The sequence below is a fragment of the Paraburkholderia sp. BR10954 genome, from assembly GCF_040965775.1.
Taxonomy (GTDB): domain Bacteria; phylum Pseudomonadota; class Gammaproteobacteria; order Burkholderiales; family Burkholderiaceae; genus Paraburkholderia; species Paraburkholderia youngii.
In genome coordinates this window covers 33,135-47,983 of record NZ_JBFRCK010000038.1, presented here as the reverse complement: position 1 = coordinate 47,983, position 14,849 = coordinate 33,135, and the positions used below count along the sequence as shown (strand labels likewise).

Here is a 14,849-nt window from a genome sequence, read left to right as displayed (position 1 = left end):
GGGCGTCCCCGGCATGCTAACGGACAATGGGGCAACGCTTTCCGGTACGCGCCAGCAGGGTGCCGGCGGACCTTACGGAAAGCCGGGGAGTCGACGGGCGTGCGGGTCGTTTCCGTGGCCGACGTCAGGCTGGCGTCGGATTGGTGTATGAGGTACCTCGAGTCTGCCGCGCGATGCGGGCAGGCAAAAATCAAAAGAGGAGACAGTCAGTTGCATCCCGAACCACTCACCTCTTGAGCGTCTAGCGGCCGGACATCGGTCCGCCGGCACATGCCCTCGCGCATGCGCCCGACCGTGCTCGATCGCCCAGTTTTTGCCTGTTTGAACCAACCACAGCACCCTGGCGACATCAGGGGCCATTCGTTTTTTTGTTCAGGTGTCTGGAGGAGATAAGCAATGAAATTTCGCGCGATCATGGGCGCTCTGTGCGCTGCGGGTCTGATGTGTGGCGTGTCGGCCGTGCAGGCCGCCGAGTCGATCGAAGTGCTGCACTGGTGGACTTCGGGCGGCGAATCCAGGGCCGTCGGCGTCCTCAAGGACGACATGACGAAGCAGGGCTACACATGGAAGGACTTCGCGGTCGCAGGCGGCGCTGGCGCGGCTGCGATGACGGCACTGAAGACGCAGGTGATCTCGGGCAACGCGCCGAGCGCCGCGCAGATCAAGGGTCCGCTGATCCAGGACTGGGCTTCGCAGGGCGTGCTGGTGCCGATCGACTCCGTCGCGGGCGACTGGAAGAAGAACCTGCCGCCGCAAGTCGACAAGATCATGCAAGCGGACGGCCACTATGTCGGCGCGCCGTTCTCGGTGCATCGCGTGAACTGGCTGTACATCAACAAGGCAGCACTGGACAAGGCAGGCGGCAAGGTGCCGACCACGTGGCCTGAGTTCTTCGCGGTGGCCGACAAAATGAAGGCCGCGGGCATCCAGCCGATCGCGATGGGCGGCCAGCCGTGGCAAGACCTGACGCTGTGGGAAGACGTCGTGCTGTCGGAAGGCGCGGACTTCTACAAGAAGGCGCTGGTCGACCTCGACGAGAAGACCCTGACCTCGGAAAAGATGGTTCAGGTGTTCGACACGGTCCGCAAGATCCAGGGCTACTTCGACGCGGGCCGCACGGGCCGTGACTGGAACCTCGCCACGGCGATGGTCATCAACGGCAAGGCCGGCATGCAGTTCATGGGCGACTGGGCGAAGGGCGAGTTCACCAACGCCGGCAAAAAGTCGGGCACGGACTACATCTGCGCGGTGGTGCCGCAAACGGACAAGGCCTACACGTTCAACGTGGACTCGTTCGTGTTCTTCCAGCAGAAGGGCCAGAAGGCGGCGACGCCGGGCCAGCTCTCCCTCGCGAAGACGATCATGTCGCCGGAGTTCCAGGAGCAGTTCAGCCTGTACAAGGGTTCGATCCCGGTGCGTCTCGGCGTGCCGATGGACAAGTTCGACGACTGCGCGAAGAAGTCGTATGCGGATGAGCAGATCGCGATCAAGGCCGGCGGTTATGTGCCGTCGCTCGCTCACGGCATGGCTCAGCCGGATGCCGCGGCAGGCGCGATCTCCGACGTCGTCACGAAGTTCATGAACTCGCAGCAAGACTCGAAGACCGCGGTTCAGGCTCTCGCGAAGGCAGCGAAGACCAAGTAAGCGCAAGTACGAAGCGTTGCGTCCGGCCGCTTGCATCCGAAGCGCCGGGCGCGCCCGGGTTTCATGGAGTCACACCCAGGCCGTCGCGGTCCGGCGCCATTCGCGCACGGGCAGCCCGGCGGTACAGTTTCAGCAGGAGTCGAGTAGTGACTGCTTCCATCAGCGGGAACGGGAAAACGGCCACCGTCGCCCGCCGCACGTCGCCCATGGCGGCCCTTGCCGATCGCTATATTCCGAAGCTGGTGCTCGCACCCAGCGTCGTGATTAGCCTCATCTTCGTGTATGGCTTTATCGCAATTACCGGCTATCTGTCGCTGTCTACTTCGCGACTGATGCCTCGTTGGGAGTTCGCGGGTCTCGACCGCTATCGCGAGCTGTTCCAGAACGACGTGTTCTGGACTTCGGCCGAGAACCTCGGCTGGTTCGGCATTCCGTTCATCGGTATCTGCATCGGTCTGGGTCTGTTGCTCGCGATCCTGCTCGATCAGCAGATCCGCAACGAAGGCGCGCTGCGCGCCGTCTTCCTGTATCCGATGGCGCTGTCGTTCATCGTGACCGGCACCGCGTGGCAATGGATTCTGTCGCCGGGCATCGGCATCGAGAAGGTGTTTCACGACTGGGGCTGGACGAGCTTCGAGTTCAACTGGCTCGGCGACCCGGACCGGGCGATCTTCTGTATCGTGATCGCGGCGGTCTGGCAATCCACCGGCTTCGTGATGGCGCTGTTCCTCGCCGGTTTGCGCGGCGTCGACAGTGAAATCTTCAAGGCCGCGCAGATGGACGGCGCGGGCCTGCCGACCATCTACCGCAAGATCGTGATTCCGAGCATGCGGCCGGTGTTCTTCTCCGTGCTGCTGATTCTTTGCCACATCACCATCAAGACGTTCGACCTGGTCGTCGCGCTGACCGCCGGCGGTCCGGGCACGTCGTCGTCGCTGCCGGCCATCTTCATGTACACGTTTTCGTTCAATCGCGGGCAGCTCGGCGTCGGCGCGGCCTCGTCGATCATGATGCTCGCCACCGTGGTGGCCGTGCTCGTGCCGCTGATGTATCTGGAATCGAGGAGCACCCGCAATGCAACCTAAGATGACGATGAGCCGTGCCGTCATTTACGCGGCCCTGCTTCTGTTCGCGCTGTACTTCCTGTTTCCGCTGTACGTGATGCTGTCGACGTCGTTCAAGGACATCGATCAGCTGCGCACCGGCAACCTGCTGACGCCGCCGACGAGCTGGACCTTCGCGCCGTGGCTCAAGGCGTGGAGCGGCGCATGCACGGGCGTGCGTTGCGACGGCATGCAGCCGTTCTTCATGAACTCCGTGCGCATGGTGATTCCGGCGGTGCTGATCTCGTCGATCATCGGCGCGTTCAACGGCTACGTGCTCACGCACTGGCGCTTCCGCGGCGCCGATCCGATCTTCACGATGCTGCTGGTCGGCTGCTTCATCCCGTTCCAGGCGATCCTGCTGCCGATGGCGCGCCTCGAAGGCATCCTCGGCCTGTCGAACACGGTGAGCGGTCTGGTGCTCGTGCACGTGATCTACGGTATCGCGTTCACCACGATGTTCTTCCGCAACTTCTACGTGAGCGTGCCGGCTGAACTCGTGAAGGCGGCGCGTATCGACGGTGCGGGTTTCTTCACGATCTTCACGAAGATTCTGCTGCCGGTGTCGCTGCCGATCTTCATGGTGTGCCTGATCTGGCAATTCACGCAGATCTGGAACGACTTCCTGTTCGGTATCGTGTTCTCCGGCGTCGATTCGATGCCGATCACCGTGGCGCTGAACAATCTCGTGAACACCTCGACCGGCGTGAAGGAATACAACGTGGACATGGCCGGCGCGATCATCGCGGCGCTGCCCACGCTGCTCGTCTACATCATCGCCGGACGTTACTTCGTGCGCGGCCTGACCGCGGGCGCGGTGAAGGGCTAACCAGCTCGACCCCGGGGGCGTGCCCCCGAGAGCGCGGCGGCGCTTCGGCCAATCAGCGTGACTGAACGGGCGCCGCCGTCAGACAGACGTTTTCAGGCAGTACCAGAGACAAGAGGATTCACAGCATGGCAAGCCTTTCCATCCGTGACGTGTACAAGACCTACCCGAATGGGGTGCCGGTTCTGAAGGGTGTCAACATCGACATCGAAGACGGCCAGTTCCTGATTCTGGTCGGTGGCTCGGGCTGCGGTAAGTCGACGCTGCTCAACATGATTGCCGGTCTCGAAACCGTGACCAAGGGCGAGATCCAGATCGACGGCAAGACCGTCAACAACCTGTCGCCGAAAGATCGCGACATTGCGATGGTGTTCCAGTCGTATGCGCTGTATCCGTCGATGACGGTGCGCGACAACATCTCGTTCGGCCTGAACATCCGCAAGGTGCCGAAGCAGGAGCAGACGCAGATCGTCGAGCGCGTGTCGAACACGCTGCAGATCAAGCATCTGCTCGACCGCAAGCCGGGCCAGCTGTCGGGCGGCCAGCGTCAGCGTGTCGCAATGGGCCGCGCACTTGCGCGCGATCCGGTGATGTTCCTGTTCGACGAGCCGCTGTCGAACCTCGACGCGAAGCTGCGTATCGAAATGCGCTCGGAAATCAAGCTGCTGCATCAGCGCCTCGGTACGACGATCGTCTACGTGACGCACGACCAGATCGAAGCGATGACGCTCGGCGACCGCATCGCGGTGATGAAGGACGGCATCGTGCAGCAGTTCGGCGCGCCGCAGGAAATCTACGACTCGCCGTCGAACCTGTTCGTCGCGGGCTTCATCGGCGCACCGCCGATGAACTTCATCGAGGGCAGGCTGGTCGAGCAGGGCTCGGGCGTCGGCATCGAACTCGATACGGGCATCGCGCGCAAGGTGGTGGTGCTGCCGTTCGATTCGGCGAAGGTGCGCTCGCACGTCGGCAACAACGTGATTCTCGGTCTGCGTCCGGAGCGCATCACCGATGCGCGCAGCGCGCACGGCGACGACTCGAAGCTGCAGCCGGTCGAAGTGAAGGTCGACGTGATCGAGCCGACCGGTCCGGACACGCTGGTGTTCGCGCAGGTCAACGGCAAGCGCATCGTGAGCCGCGTGCACCCGGCGTCGAACCCGCAACCGGAGAAGAACGCGACGCTGCTGTTCGATACGTCGAAGGCGGTGTTGTTCGATCCCGCGAATGAAGAGCGGATTGCGTAAGCGGTCGCATACGCGCTAGAGACGTCGCTTCAGAAGAGCCCCATGCGTTCAGTTGCGCGTGGGGCTTTTGCTTTTTTTGCAGCCGTCATGCCGACTCTGGCAAACGCAAATCCGGGTTGCTGCGCGCGAGCTCGCCGACCCAATCGATGAACGCGCGCAGCCGCGAACTCAGATTGCGGCGGTGCGCATACAGGATCGACAGCGGCGTGCCGGGGCTCGTGTAGTTGCCGAGAATCTCCGTGAGCGCGCCTTGCTCGATCAGCTCGGCGACCATGAAGCGCGACGGCTGGATGATGCCGTGGCCCAGCACGCCCGCGGTGATGTAGACGGAGCCGTCGTTGACGGCGAGCGTGCTGTCCATCGCGATGCGCTCGATTTCGCCGTCGACTTCGAATTCGAACGGGAAGGTACGGCCGCTGCGCGCGGACACATAGTTGACCGCGCGATGCTCGCCGAGGTCGGCCAGCGTGGTCGGCGTGCCGAACTTCTGCAGATACGCGGGCGACGCGCATGTGACGATGCGCGCAAGCCCGATGCGCTTCGCGACGAGGCTCGACTCTTCGAGCGTGCCCATGCGAATCACGCAATCGACGCCGTCCTGGATCAGATCGATGTTGCGATCCGCGAGACCGAGACGCACGTCGATCGCGGGGTATTGTTCGTAGAAGTCGTCGAGCGCGGGCAGCAGCAGCGAGCGCGCGAGCGTGCCGGACGTGTCGACGCGGATCGTGCCGGCCGGATTCTCACGCTTGTTCGATAGCGACGACTCGGCATCGGCGACGTCGGCGAGAATGCGCACACAGCGCTCGTAGAACGACGCGCCGTCTTCGGTCACGCTGACCTGACGCGTCGAGCGGTTCAGGAGCCGCACGCCGACGTGTTCCTCGAGCGCCTGGATCGTGCGGCTGACCTTCGCGCGTGGCAGATCGAGCGATTCCGAGACCTTGGTGAAGCTGTTCGCTTCGACCACGCGCGTGAAGATCTCCATCGCTTCGAAACGGTCCATGGTGTGCCTTGTGGGTGGTGAGCCAAAAGAAGGGCGGGGCAGGCTTGCGACACGACAGGAAGTCTACAGCCACGAAATCAGGTTGTCTGCCGTGCCCCGTTCGCGCGAATCTACCACCGCCGCTCGCGGCTCAATCCCGGTCTGGCGCACCCAGCGGAAATAGCGGCCGATACGGCCGCGCCTCGTCGACCGCGCGGGCGAACGACGGCCGCGCGAGCAGCCGCTGCCGGTACGCGCGCACGTGCGCGAACGCGGGGTCGATCGGATGCGTCCAGTCGGCGTAGAACAGAGACGGGGCGGCGCCGCAGTCGGCGAGGCTGAAGCTGTCGCCGGCGGCCCATTCGCGCTCGGCCATGTGGCGGTTGAGCCAGGCATAAGCGGTGTCGAGCATCGCGCGTGCATCGGCGACGCCACGCGCGTCGCGCTCGGCCTCGGGACGCAGGCTATCGAACACGACCTTTTGCTGCGGCGTCGAAATGTAGTTGTCGAAGAAGCGGTCCAACATGCGCACCTCGAGCGCGGCGCGCGGGTCGGCCGGCAACAACGCGACAGGCCCCGGATACTGCAGGCCCAGATATTCGATGATGATGGTCGCCTCGACCACCGTGCGCCCGCCGTCGACGAGCACCGGGAAGCGCTTGATCGGCCACAGCGCGGCGAATTCGGCCATGATCTGCGGATCGTCGTACGCGAGCACGCGCATCTCGAACGGCGTGCCGTTTTCGTACAACGCGGTCAAGGCCTTCTGGCAGTACGACGAGAACGGATGGGCATAGAGCTTCAGGGGCATCGCGATCACCTTTGAAGGTTGCACAGCACGAATCCACGGTGGCGGCGAGAGCCACCGCGCGACGGCCAGGGTGGCCGTTTACCCCACGACGAGCGGCGGCCGAAAAAATCGACCTCAGACCTTCACATTTGTCCCATGCGGCGGCAACGACCCCGGCTGCAACAGCACGACCACCGCGCCGGCGCCGCCGTCATGCGGGCGCGCCTGACAGAACGCGATCACTTCGGCTTTCTGCACGAGCCAGGCGCGCACCTTGCCCTTAAGCACCGGCTCCTTGCCGATCGACCCCAAACCCTTGCCGTGAATCACGCGCAGGCAGCGCAGGCCGCGCTTGACCGATTCGCGGATGAATTCCGCGAGCGCCTCGCGTGCTTCCTCGCGCCGCATGCCGTGCAGGTCGATCTGCGCCTGCACGATCCAGTCGCCACGCCGCAGCTTGCGCACGACGTCGCGGCTCACGCCGGGGCGGCAATACGACAGCGTTTCGTCGGTTTCGAGCAGCACTTCGGGGTCGAACTCATCGGAAATCGCTTCGTGCAGCACCGCTTCCTCATCGAGCAGCGTCTGCACCGGCAGCGGCGGCGGGGGATTGCGCGTGAGCGTCGCACGTGGCGGAATCGCGAGCGGCGCGACTTCGCCGATCTCGCGGCGGAACAGATCGGCGTCGGCGGCTGCTTCGCGCTGCGCCGCTCGCGCCGCCGCCTGTTCACGCTCGCGTCGCTCGGCGTCACCCTTCAACGCTTCACGCAACGCACCGAGTCCGGCGAGCCCGGATGCGCGATCGAGCTTCGGCGCAACGGCGCGCGCAGCTGTTTCAGGTGCGGGGCGCGGGGCGGCTTGCGGGCGTTTCGGTTCGTTCGGATGGGGCTGATTCTTCGGCATGTCGGCAATACAGGCGGAGAGGTCGGTGGGTGGTGCGAAGCTGAGGCGGCAAAAACGACAAAGGCCGCCGGCATTGCAGCCGCGGCCTTCGTGAGCCAATGACGGCTGCGCTGCGCGCTACCGTCATTTTACTGTCGCGACCCTTGTCGCGACATTGTGCGCGGTACGGCGCCGCGGATCAGCGGATCACCGGTCCGCTTCCGCGCTCATCGCGTGCTCGCCGGCCATCTCGTTGATGGTCTCGAGATAGCGCTGTGCATCGAGCGCGGCCATACAGCCGGTGCCCGCGCTCGTGATCGCCTGGCGATAGATATGGTCCTGCACGTCGCCGGCGGCGAACACACCCGGCACGCTCGTCGCGGTAGCGAAACCGTTCAGGCCGCCCTTGGTGATGATGTAGCCGTTCTTCATCTCGAGCTGACCTTCGAAGATGTCCGTGTTCGGCTTGTGGCCGATCGCGACGAACAGGCCCTGCAGCGCGATGTCGGTGGTCTCGCCAGTCTGCGTGTGCTTGATGCGCAGGCCGGTGACGCCGGAGGCGTCGCCGGTTACTTCTTCGAGCACATGGTTCCACTTGATCTCGACGACGCCTTCCTTCTCTTTCGCGAGCAGACGGTCGATCAGGATCGGCTCGGCGCGGAACTTGTCACGGCGATGGATCACGGTGACCTTCTTCGCGATGCCGGCGAGGTACAGCGCCTCTTCGACGGCCGTATTGCCGCCGCCGATCACGGCGACGTGCTGCTGCTTATAGAAGAAGCCGTCGCAGGTGGCGCAGGCCGACACGCCCTTGCCCATGAACGCCTCTTCCGACGGCAGGCCGAGATATTGCGCCGATGCACCCGTCGAGATGATCAGCGAGTCGCACGTGTATTCGCCCGAATCGCCGATCAGGCGAATCGGCTTCTCATCGAGCTTCGCCGTGTGAATGTGGTCGAAGATGATCTCGGTGTTGAAGCGCTCGGCGTGCTCGAGGAAGCGCGCCATCAGTTCCGGGCCTTGCACGCCGTTGGCGTCGGCGGGCCAGTTTTCGACGTCGGTCGTGGTCATCAGCTGGCCGCCTTGCGCGAGGCCGGTGACGAGTACCGGCGCGAGGTTGGCGCGCGCCGCGTAAACCGCCGCCGTGTAGCCGGCGGGGCCGGAACCGAGAATCAGAACCTTGGCGTGTTTCGTTGCAGTTGCGGGCATGATCGAATCCTTGTACGGCGCGCGGCTCGCCATTGCGTAGCCGTGCGTTTTTGAACTGAAACTGTAGATGGGTATCAGACCGGCATTATAAAGGGCGGGGCCTACGGCTGCGCCATCAAGCTTTCTGATCGCCGCGATAGCGTGGCGGCGTGGGCGCTCGGTGCGAGCACGCGGCGCGATACGACGAATTCAGCGCGCGTCGCTCATCCATTTGTGGTCAAACCGCCAAGTTACCGTCATTTACAGCCTCGCGCGGGACACAGCGTTTACAATAGCCCGGATCGAAGTTTCCGGTAGCCGGGATCGGGCTCGAAGCCGCGCGCGGCGCGGCTCGGGCCGCGTTCCCGGCGGCAGTTTCAGCCTGAACCGGCTACCCCAGGCAACAGGATCAATGGCAAAAGCTCCCTATACCGCGAGCGCGCAGGCATTGCCGCACCGCATGTCGCGCCTCTTCACCGAAATCCGCTGGATTCTGCAGGTGGCCCTCGGCGTGTTCCTGCTGATGTCCCTCGTCAGCTACAGCAGGCACGACCCGAGCTGGACCCATGCCGCGCAGGTCGACCATATCTCGAACTGGGCGGGCCGCGTCGGCGCGTGGACCTCGGACATTCTGCTGCTGCTGTTCGGCCTGTCCGCCTACTGGTGGATCGTGCTGCTCGGCCGCCACATCTCCGCGAACTACAGGCGCATCACCCGCAACGAAGAGCCCCAGGACGACGACGCGCCGCGCGGCGTCAGCTGGCTCGCGGACGCGTTCGCGTTCATGCTCGTGCTGCTGTCGTGCAACGGCCTCGAGGCGCTGCGCATGTGGTCGCTGAGAGTGCAGTTGCCGCGCGCGCCGGGCGGCGTGATCGGCGAGGCCGTCGCGCGCGGCATCTCGCATGCGCTCGGCTTCACCGGCGGCACGCTCGCGCTGCTGCTCGGTCTGGGGATCGGGTTGTCGCTGTACTTCCGGTTTTCGTGGCTGTCGGTCGCGGAGAAGGTCGGCGAATCCATCATTTCCGCGGTGACGTTCGCGAAGCTGCGCCGCGAGGCCGGGCTCGATCGCAAGCTCGGCGAAGCGGCCGCCGTCAAGCGCGAAGGCAAGGTCGAGAAGGGCCGCGTGCGCATCGAGGAGCACGAGCCCGTGGTGATCGTGCCGCCGCTCGCCACGCCGGCGAAGTCGGAGCGTGTCGAGAAGGAGCGCCAGGTGCCGCTCTTCACCGATCTGCCCGGCGACTCCACGCTGCCGCCCATCTCGTTGCTCGACCCCGCGCCCGCCGCGCAGGAAACCATTTCCGCGGACACGCTCGAATTTACGTCGCGCCTGATCGAGAAGAAGCTGAAGGACTTCGGCGTTGAAGTGAGCGTGGTCGCCGCGTATCCGGGCCCGGTCGTCACGCGCTATGAAATCGAGCCGGCCACCGGTGTGAAGGGCAGTCAGATCGTCAACCTCGCGAAGGACCTCGCGCGTTCGCTGTCGCTCGTGTCGATCCGCGTCGTCGAAACGATTCCGGGCAAGAACTACATGGCGTTGGAGCTGCCGAACCAGCGCCGTCAGACAGTGAGCCTGTCCGAAATTCTCGGCTCGACCGTGTATGCGGATGCCGCGTCGCCGCTCACGATGGGTCTCGGCAAGGACATCGGCGGCAAGCCGGTGTGCGCGGACCTCGCGAAGATGCCGCATTTGCTCGTCGCTGGCACGACCGGTTCGGGCAAGTCGGTCGGTATCAACGCGATGATCCTGTCGCTGTTGTACAAGGCGAGCGCCGAGCAGGTGCGCATGATCCTGATCGATCCGAAGATGCTCGAAATGAGCGTCTACGAAGGTATTCCCCATCTGCTGTGTCCGGTCGTCACCGACATGCGTCAGGCGGGCCACGCGCTGAACTGGGCGGTCGCCGAGATGGAGCGCCGCTACAAGCTGATGAGCAAGGTTGGCGTGCGTAACCTCGCCGGCTACAACAACAAGATCGACGAAGCGGCCAAACGCGAAGAGAAGCTGCCGAATCCGTTCAGCCTGACGCCGGACGATCCGGAACCGCTGACGCGTTTGCCGAACATCGTGATCGTCATCGACGAACTGGCCGACCTGATGATGGTCGTCGGCAAGAAGGTCGAAGAGCTGATCGCGCGAATCGCGCAGAAGGCGCGCGCGGCCGGCATCCATCTGATACTCGCGACGCAGCGTCCGTCGGTCGACGTGATCACCGGCTTGATCAAGGCCAACGTGCCGACCCGGATGGCATTCCAGGTGTCGTCGAAAATCGATTCGCGCACGATTCTCGACCAGCAGGGCGCCGAGTCGTTGCTCGGCATGGGCGACATGCTGTATCTGCCGCCGGGCACTGGTTTGCCGGTGCGTGTGCACGGCGCGTTCGTGTCGGACGATGAAGTGCATCGCGTCGTCGACAAGCTCAAGGAGCAGGGCGAGCCGAACTATATCGAGGGCATTCTCGAAGGCGGCGTGAGCGGCGAGGGAGACGAAGGCTCGGCGGGAACCGCGTCCACCGAAGGCGAGTCGGACCCGTTATACGACCAGGCGGTCGACGTCGTGCTGAAGAACCGCCGCGCGTCGATTTCACTGGTGCAGCGGCACCTGCGCATCGGCTACAACCGGGCGGCGCGTCTGCTCGAACAGATGGAGAATTCGGGCGTGGTGTCGGCGATGTCGTCGAACGGCAATCGCGAGATTCTGGCGCCGGCGCGCGAAGCGGAATAGCCGCAACAAGTCATTGCGGCTATTGCGAGCGCCGCTGCGTATACCGCCCTGTGCGCTATTGCGGCTCGACGCCGGGCCAGTCCCTTTGTGTTCAGCGAGGGCGGCGACCCGGCACAGCCCATCACCGAATTCATTCAACGGAGAAATACCTATGCAAGCAATCGCGCGGCAGGATGCCCGACAGCGTCGAGCGGGCCGCCTCGGCGAGCGCGTGTGCCGCGGCATGCGCAAGATCGCGCGCGCCGCCGGCAGTGTCGCGATCGGTGCGTCGCTGCTCGTCGCGTCGCACGCGTTCGCGAGCGGCACCGAGCAACTGAAGGCCTTCGTCTCGCAGGTCCATTCGGCGCGCGGCACCTTCGTGCAACAGGAAGTGCGCGCGCCGAGCAAGGCGCAGGGCGCGAGCGGCGCGCTGTCCACCGCGAACCCGGGCAAGCCGACCACCTCGAGCGGCACGTTCATGTTCGCGCGGCCCGGCAAGTTCATCTGGCAATACGAGAAGCCCTACTCGCAATTGTTGCAGGCGGACGGCGACAAGCTCTTCGTCTATGACAAGGATCTGAACCAGGTGACGGTGCGCGCGCTCGGCAACGCGCTCGGCGCGAGCCCGGCGGCGATCCTGTTCGGCAGCAACGACCTGGAGAAGAATTTCACGCTGCGCGACGCGGGCGTGAAAGCCGGCATCGACTGGCTCGAACTGACGCCGAAGGCGAAGGACACGCAGTTCGAGCGCGTCGGCATCGGCTTCAAGGACGGCAATCTGGAAGCGATGGAATTGCACGACGTGTTCGGTAACGTCACGCTGCTGACGTTCTCGAACATCCAGAAAAATCCGCCACTGCCGTCCGATGCGTTCAAGTTCACGGTGCCGAAGGGCGCGGATGTGATCAACGGATGAATCGCGCGGTGCGCGCCGGCGAAGCCGCGCTTGTCGAGCGCGGCTTTTTTATTGCGCGCGGCACGTGGCGCGTGGATTGCTCAAGCTGCGCGCTCTGTGCCGCGATTAAAAATCAAATCGTCGTGCCGGCAGACGTAATGATTTAGTGCGAGACTGCAAAGACCGGCATCGCTGATCGGCTGAGTTAGCGCGTACGATCATTTCCAGGATTGGGCGCGCAGTCTCTAACAATTTTTTGCTGCAACGCAACAAAATAACGCCTAAACTGATTGAAGCTGGTTGTCGCTTCGAATGTCTGGAAAGGTGAGGCATGTCATGAGATTGTCTTCTTCACACGAGTTACGCTTGTCCCCGTCCCTCCATGTATTCGAGCAGGAGGGCGGATGGCATTGGGGAATCACGGTTCCACGGTCGGCCGGAAGTGGTTTCAAGGTCGTGGCATACAGCGAAAAAACCTTTAGCGATGAGGCCGAAGCCCATCGGGAAGGTAATCGCGCGCTTGAACGTTTTGCCGACGAGCCATCGGTTTCCCTCGAACGGCAATAACGCCCTAGATTTTTATGCATATAACGTGCACATTATTTCGATCGCCGGTGAAAACCGCAATGGTTACCTGTCGGTAGTACTTTGGTATGCAACGAATTGCATATCTTTTTTGATTTCCGAAAAATCGTAGCGATAATGTCTCATTTTGAGGTATCGCTCTTACTTTGACTTTCGCGGAATATGAAACCACCCACGCGCTCAGCGTGGAACTGGACGGCGTGAACTATGCCGGAACCTATCGCGTCATGACGGGCACCGTCGTTGTCCACTTCGCGAACGAGAGCAAATTCGCGTCGTACGCACCGAACCGGCCCGAGACCGTCGCCCGTTGGCTGCTCACGGACCTGTGTCGAAAGGTCGAATCGCGTCGGCGCAAAGCCGCGAAAAAATAGCCGGCGGCGCGAACAGCGGCTGGCGGTTTCAGGTCATAAAAAAAGACCTGCAATTGCACTGCAGGTCTTTGTTACTTTCTGGCAGCCGCGTCTAACGCAACGCGCTAAGACTAGTGCGCTCATGCATACGCAATCTTGCGCGCCGATACGAAGACGTAGTAGCACGCCGCACCGATCGCGAGCGACGGCAGCGTCGCGCCAAGATTCGGCAGCCATTGATTGATCACCTGGTACGACGCGATGCCGATCGCCCATGCGACGAACGCGCTCAGGTGCCAGCCGCCCGAGAAGCCGTAGCGGCCGCGCACATCGGCGAGCACCGCGGCATCGATGCGACGCTTGCGCACGATGAAGTGATCCATCAGCACGACGCCGAACAGAGGCGCGAATACCGAGCCGATCAACAGCAGGAAATTCTGGTACTTCGCCATCGGCACGAGCAGCGCGATCAGCGTGCACAGCGCGCCGAACGCGGCCGACAGCAACGGCACGCTCGCGCGTGTCCAGAACGTGCCGGTCGACACCGCGGCCGAGTGGATATCGGCGAACGCATTGTCGATTTCGTCGATCAGGATCAGCAGCAGCGCAAACCCGCCGCCTGCTTGCGCGAGCGCGCCGGTCAGCAATGCATCGCCGCCGCCGGCCGCGAGGCCATAGACCGCGCCGAGCGCATAGAACCAGATGTTCGCGATGCCGTACCCGTACAGCGTGCCGCGGAACGTCTCGCCGGCACGGCGGCCGAAGCGCGTGTAGTCGGCGATCAGCGGCAGCCACGAAAGCGGCATCGCGACTACGAGGTCGACCGCGCCGCCGAACGACATCTCGCCGGTGCCGGGACGCTGCATCAGATCGGCGAGATTGTGGCGCGCGAGCAGGTTCCACGTGAGCCACGCGGCGCCCGCGAGCAGCAGCCAGATCCCCCACTTGCGCAGAAAGCGCCGCACGAAAGACAGCGGGCCGCTGATTGCGAGCAAGGTTGCGAGCAGGCCGAAGATCACGGTCCACACGAGCGGCATCGACAGGCCGAAAGCCTGCTTCGCGAGCGCATCGGCGGAATCGCGCATCACGATCACCTCGAACGAGCCCCAGCCGACCAGTTGCACCATGTTCAGCACGGCCGGCACCGACGCGCCGCGCACGCCGAGCGTCGGACGCAGCGACGACATCGCCGCGAGCCCGGTGTCCGTGCCGATCACGCCCGCGAGCGCGAGCAGCACGACGCCGATCACGCTGCCGAGCGCGATCGCGACGAGCGCATGCGGCAGCGACAGCCCAGGCACCAGCAGCGCGCCCGCCTGGGCGACGAGCAGGCCGATGCCGAGCGAGAACCACAGCGCGAACGCGTCGCCGGTACGGAACGCGCGGCGCGCGTCGGGCACCGGCGAGAGCGGCGCGTAGGTGGAGCCGGCTTGGCCGGCGACAGAATCTTGAGCCATCTGATGTGTGTTCCTCCTGGTGGTGCGGTGAAGCTCTGCTGTGAATTTATGCGCTGTCGGCGCGCCGGGTCGGCCATCGCGCGGTCGCCGTCACTGTCATAATGCAGGAGTTGCCCGTGTTGTTGCCTCTGCTTGCGGCCGTGCGCGGGCTTTGCGCTTGTCCGGCGCGGCGCCGCTCGAACGCGGTGCGTACCCG

General features: G+C 64.0%; 14 protein-coding genes. 9 read left to right on the top strand and 5 right to left on the bottom strand.

Annotated elements, in window-relative coordinates; genetic code table 11:
- Positions 1–396: 396 nt before the first annotated feature.
- The 4 genes from AB4Y34_RS34605 to AB4Y34_RS34590 all read left to right on the top strand — a co-directional run bounded on the left by AB4Y34_RS34605 (position 397) and on the right by AB4Y34_RS34590 (position 4,817).
- Positions 397–1,644, top strand: a complete 1,248-nt coding sequence (locus AB4Y34_RS34605) for an ABC transporter substrate-binding protein (protein WP_176109293.1) — start codon at positions 397–399, stop codon at positions 1,642–1,644.
- A 146-nt stretch (positions 1,645–1,790) separates the two neighbouring features.
- Entirely contained in the window at positions 1,791–2,729 is a 939-nt protein-coding gene (locus AB4Y34_RS34600) for a carbohydrate ABC transporter permease (RefSeq protein WP_176121165.1), read from the top strand.
- The gene (locus tag AB4Y34_RS34595) at positions 2,719–3,576 is read left to right on the top strand and encodes a carbohydrate ABC transporter permease (RefSeq protein WP_176379906.1); all 858 of its coding nucleotides are present in this window, start codon (positions 2,719–2,721) and stop codon (positions 3,574–3,576) included. The genes AB4Y34_RS34600 and AB4Y34_RS34595 overlap by 11 nt, the downstream gene beginning before the upstream one ends.
- A 125-nt stretch (positions 3,577–3,701) precedes the next feature.
- Positions 3,702–4,817, top strand: coding sequence for an ABC transporter ATP-binding protein (locus tag AB4Y34_RS34590; RefSeq protein WP_368718590.1), 1,116 nt, complete (start codon positions 3,702–3,704; stop codon positions 4,815–4,817).
- A gap of 85 nt (positions 4,818–4,902) precedes the next feature.
- On the opposite strand, the gene AB4Y34_RS34585 is transcribed toward AB4Y34_RS34590, so the two are convergent.
- The 4 genes from AB4Y34_RS34585 to trxB all read right to left on the bottom strand — a co-directional run bounded on the left by AB4Y34_RS34585 (position 4,903) and on the right by trxB (position 8,683).
- On the bottom strand, positions 4,903–5,823 hold the full coding sequence (locus AB4Y34_RS34585; protein WP_368718589.1) for a LysR family transcriptional regulator: 921 nt from the start codon (positions 5,821–5,823) through the stop codon (positions 4,903–4,905).
- Between the two features lie 130 nt (positions 5,824–5,953).
- Positions 5,954–6,613 carry a glutathione S-transferase family protein gene (locus tag AB4Y34_RS34580; protein WP_176121168.1) on the bottom strand — a complete coding sequence of 220 codons (660 nt, stop codon included), beginning with the start codon at positions 6,611–6,613 and terminating at the stop codon, positions 5,954–5,956.
- Positions 6,614–6,727: 114 nt separating this feature from the next.
- Entirely contained in the window at positions 6,728–7,495 is a 768-nt protein-coding gene (locus tag AB4Y34_RS34575; protein WP_368718588.1) for a Smr/MutS family protein, read from the bottom strand.
- A gap of 186 nt (positions 7,496–7,681) precedes the next feature.
- Positions 7,682–8,683, bottom strand: coding sequence for a thioredoxin-disulfide reductase (gene trxB / locus AB4Y34_RS34570; protein ID WP_176109287.1), 1,002 nt, complete (start codon positions 8,681–8,683; stop codon positions 7,682–7,684).
- 391 nt (positions 8,684–9,074) lie between these two features.
- Here trxB and AB4Y34_RS34565 point away from each other — a divergent pair, with 391 nt between their 5' ends.
- From AB4Y34_RS34565 to AB4Y34_RS34545, 5 genes are all read left to right on the top strand, one after another.
- On the top strand, positions 9,075–11,384 hold the full coding sequence (locus AB4Y34_RS34565) for a DNA translocase FtsK (RefSeq protein WP_176121170.1): 2,310 nt from the start codon (positions 9,075–9,077) through the stop codon (positions 11,382–11,384).
- Positions 11,385–11,535: 151 nt separating this feature from the next.
- Positions 11,536–12,279 carry an outer membrane lipoprotein chaperone LolA gene (gene lolA / locus AB4Y34_RS34560; RefSeq protein ID WP_176379901.1) on the top strand — a complete coding sequence of 248 codons (744 nt, stop codon included), beginning with the start codon at positions 11,536–11,538 and terminating at the stop codon, positions 12,277–12,279.
- Complete coding sequence (locus AB4Y34_RS34555) at positions 12,276–12,425, top strand: hypothetical protein (RefSeq protein ID WP_368718587.1); 150 nt, start codon at positions 12,276–12,278, stop codon at positions 12,423–12,425. Before lolA ends, AB4Y34_RS34555 begins: the two co-directional genes overlap by 4 nt.
- 169 nt (positions 12,426–12,594) lie before the next feature.
- Entirely contained in the window at positions 12,595–12,825 is a 231-nt protein-coding gene (locus AB4Y34_RS34550) for a hypothetical protein (RefSeq protein WP_368718586.1), read from the top strand.
- Positions 12,826–13,028: 203 nt separating this feature from the next.
- Positions 13,029–13,217, top strand: a complete 189-nt coding sequence (locus AB4Y34_RS34545) for a hypothetical protein (RefSeq protein ID WP_309240633.1) — start codon at positions 13,029–13,031, stop codon at positions 13,215–13,217.
- Positions 13,218–13,336: 119 nt separating this feature from the next.
- Here the strand turns inward: AB4Y34_RS34545 and cytX are convergent, their stop codons facing one another.
- Positions 13,337–14,653 (bottom strand): putative hydroxymethylpyrimidine transporter CytX, encoded by a 1,317-nt coding sequence (gene cytX, locus AB4Y34_RS34540; RefSeq protein WP_368718585.1) that lies wholly within the window; start codon positions 14,651–14,653, stop codon positions 13,337–13,339.
- Positions 14,654–14,849: the final 196 nt, after the last annotated feature.

Coding starts and splice junctions, on each gene's coding strand:
- AB4Y34_RS34605 (WP_176109293.1), top strand. CDS start 397: ATGAAATTTCGCGCGATCATGGGCGCTCTGTGCGCTGCGGGTCTGATG.
- AB4Y34_RS34595 (WP_176379906.1), top strand. CDS start 2,719: ATGCAACCTAAGATGACGATGAGCCGTGCCGTCATTTACGCGGCCCTG.
- AB4Y34_RS34590 (WP_368718590.1), top strand. CDS start 3,702: ATGGCAAGCCTTTCCATCCGTGACGTGTACAAGACCTACCCGAATGGG.
- AB4Y34_RS34585 (WP_368718589.1), bottom strand. CDS start 5,823: ATGGACCGTTTCGAAGCGATGGAGATCTTCACGCGCGTGGTCGAAGCG.
- AB4Y34_RS34580 (WP_176121168.1), bottom strand. CDS start 6,613: ATGCCCCTGAAGCTCTATGCCCATCCGTTCTCGTCGTACTGCCAGAAG.
- AB4Y34_RS34575 (WP_368718588.1), bottom strand. CDS start 7,495: ATGCCGAAGAATCAGCCCCATCCGAACGAACCGAAACGCCCGCAAGCC.
- trxB (WP_176109287.1), bottom strand. CDS start 8,683: ATGCCCGCAACTGCAACGAAACACGCCAAGGTTCTGATTCTCGGTTCC.
- AB4Y34_RS34565 (WP_176121170.1), top strand. CDS start 9,075: ATGGCAAAAGCTCCCTATACCGCGAGCGCGCAGGCATTGCCGCACCGC.
- lolA (WP_176379901.1), top strand. CDS start 11,536: ATGCAAGCAATCGCGCGGCAGGATGCCCGACAGCGTCGAGCGGGCCGC.
- AB4Y34_RS34555 (WP_368718587.1), top strand. CDS start 12,276: ATGAATCGCGCGGTGCGCGCCGGCGAAGCCGCGCTTGTCGAGCGCGGC.
- AB4Y34_RS34550 (WP_368718586.1), top strand. CDS start 12,595: ATGAGATTGTCTTCTTCACACGAGTTACGCTTGTCCCCGTCCCTCCAT.
- cytX (WP_368718585.1), bottom strand. CDS start 14,653: ATGGCTCAAGATTCTGTCGCCGGCCAAGCCGGCTCCACCTACGCGCCG.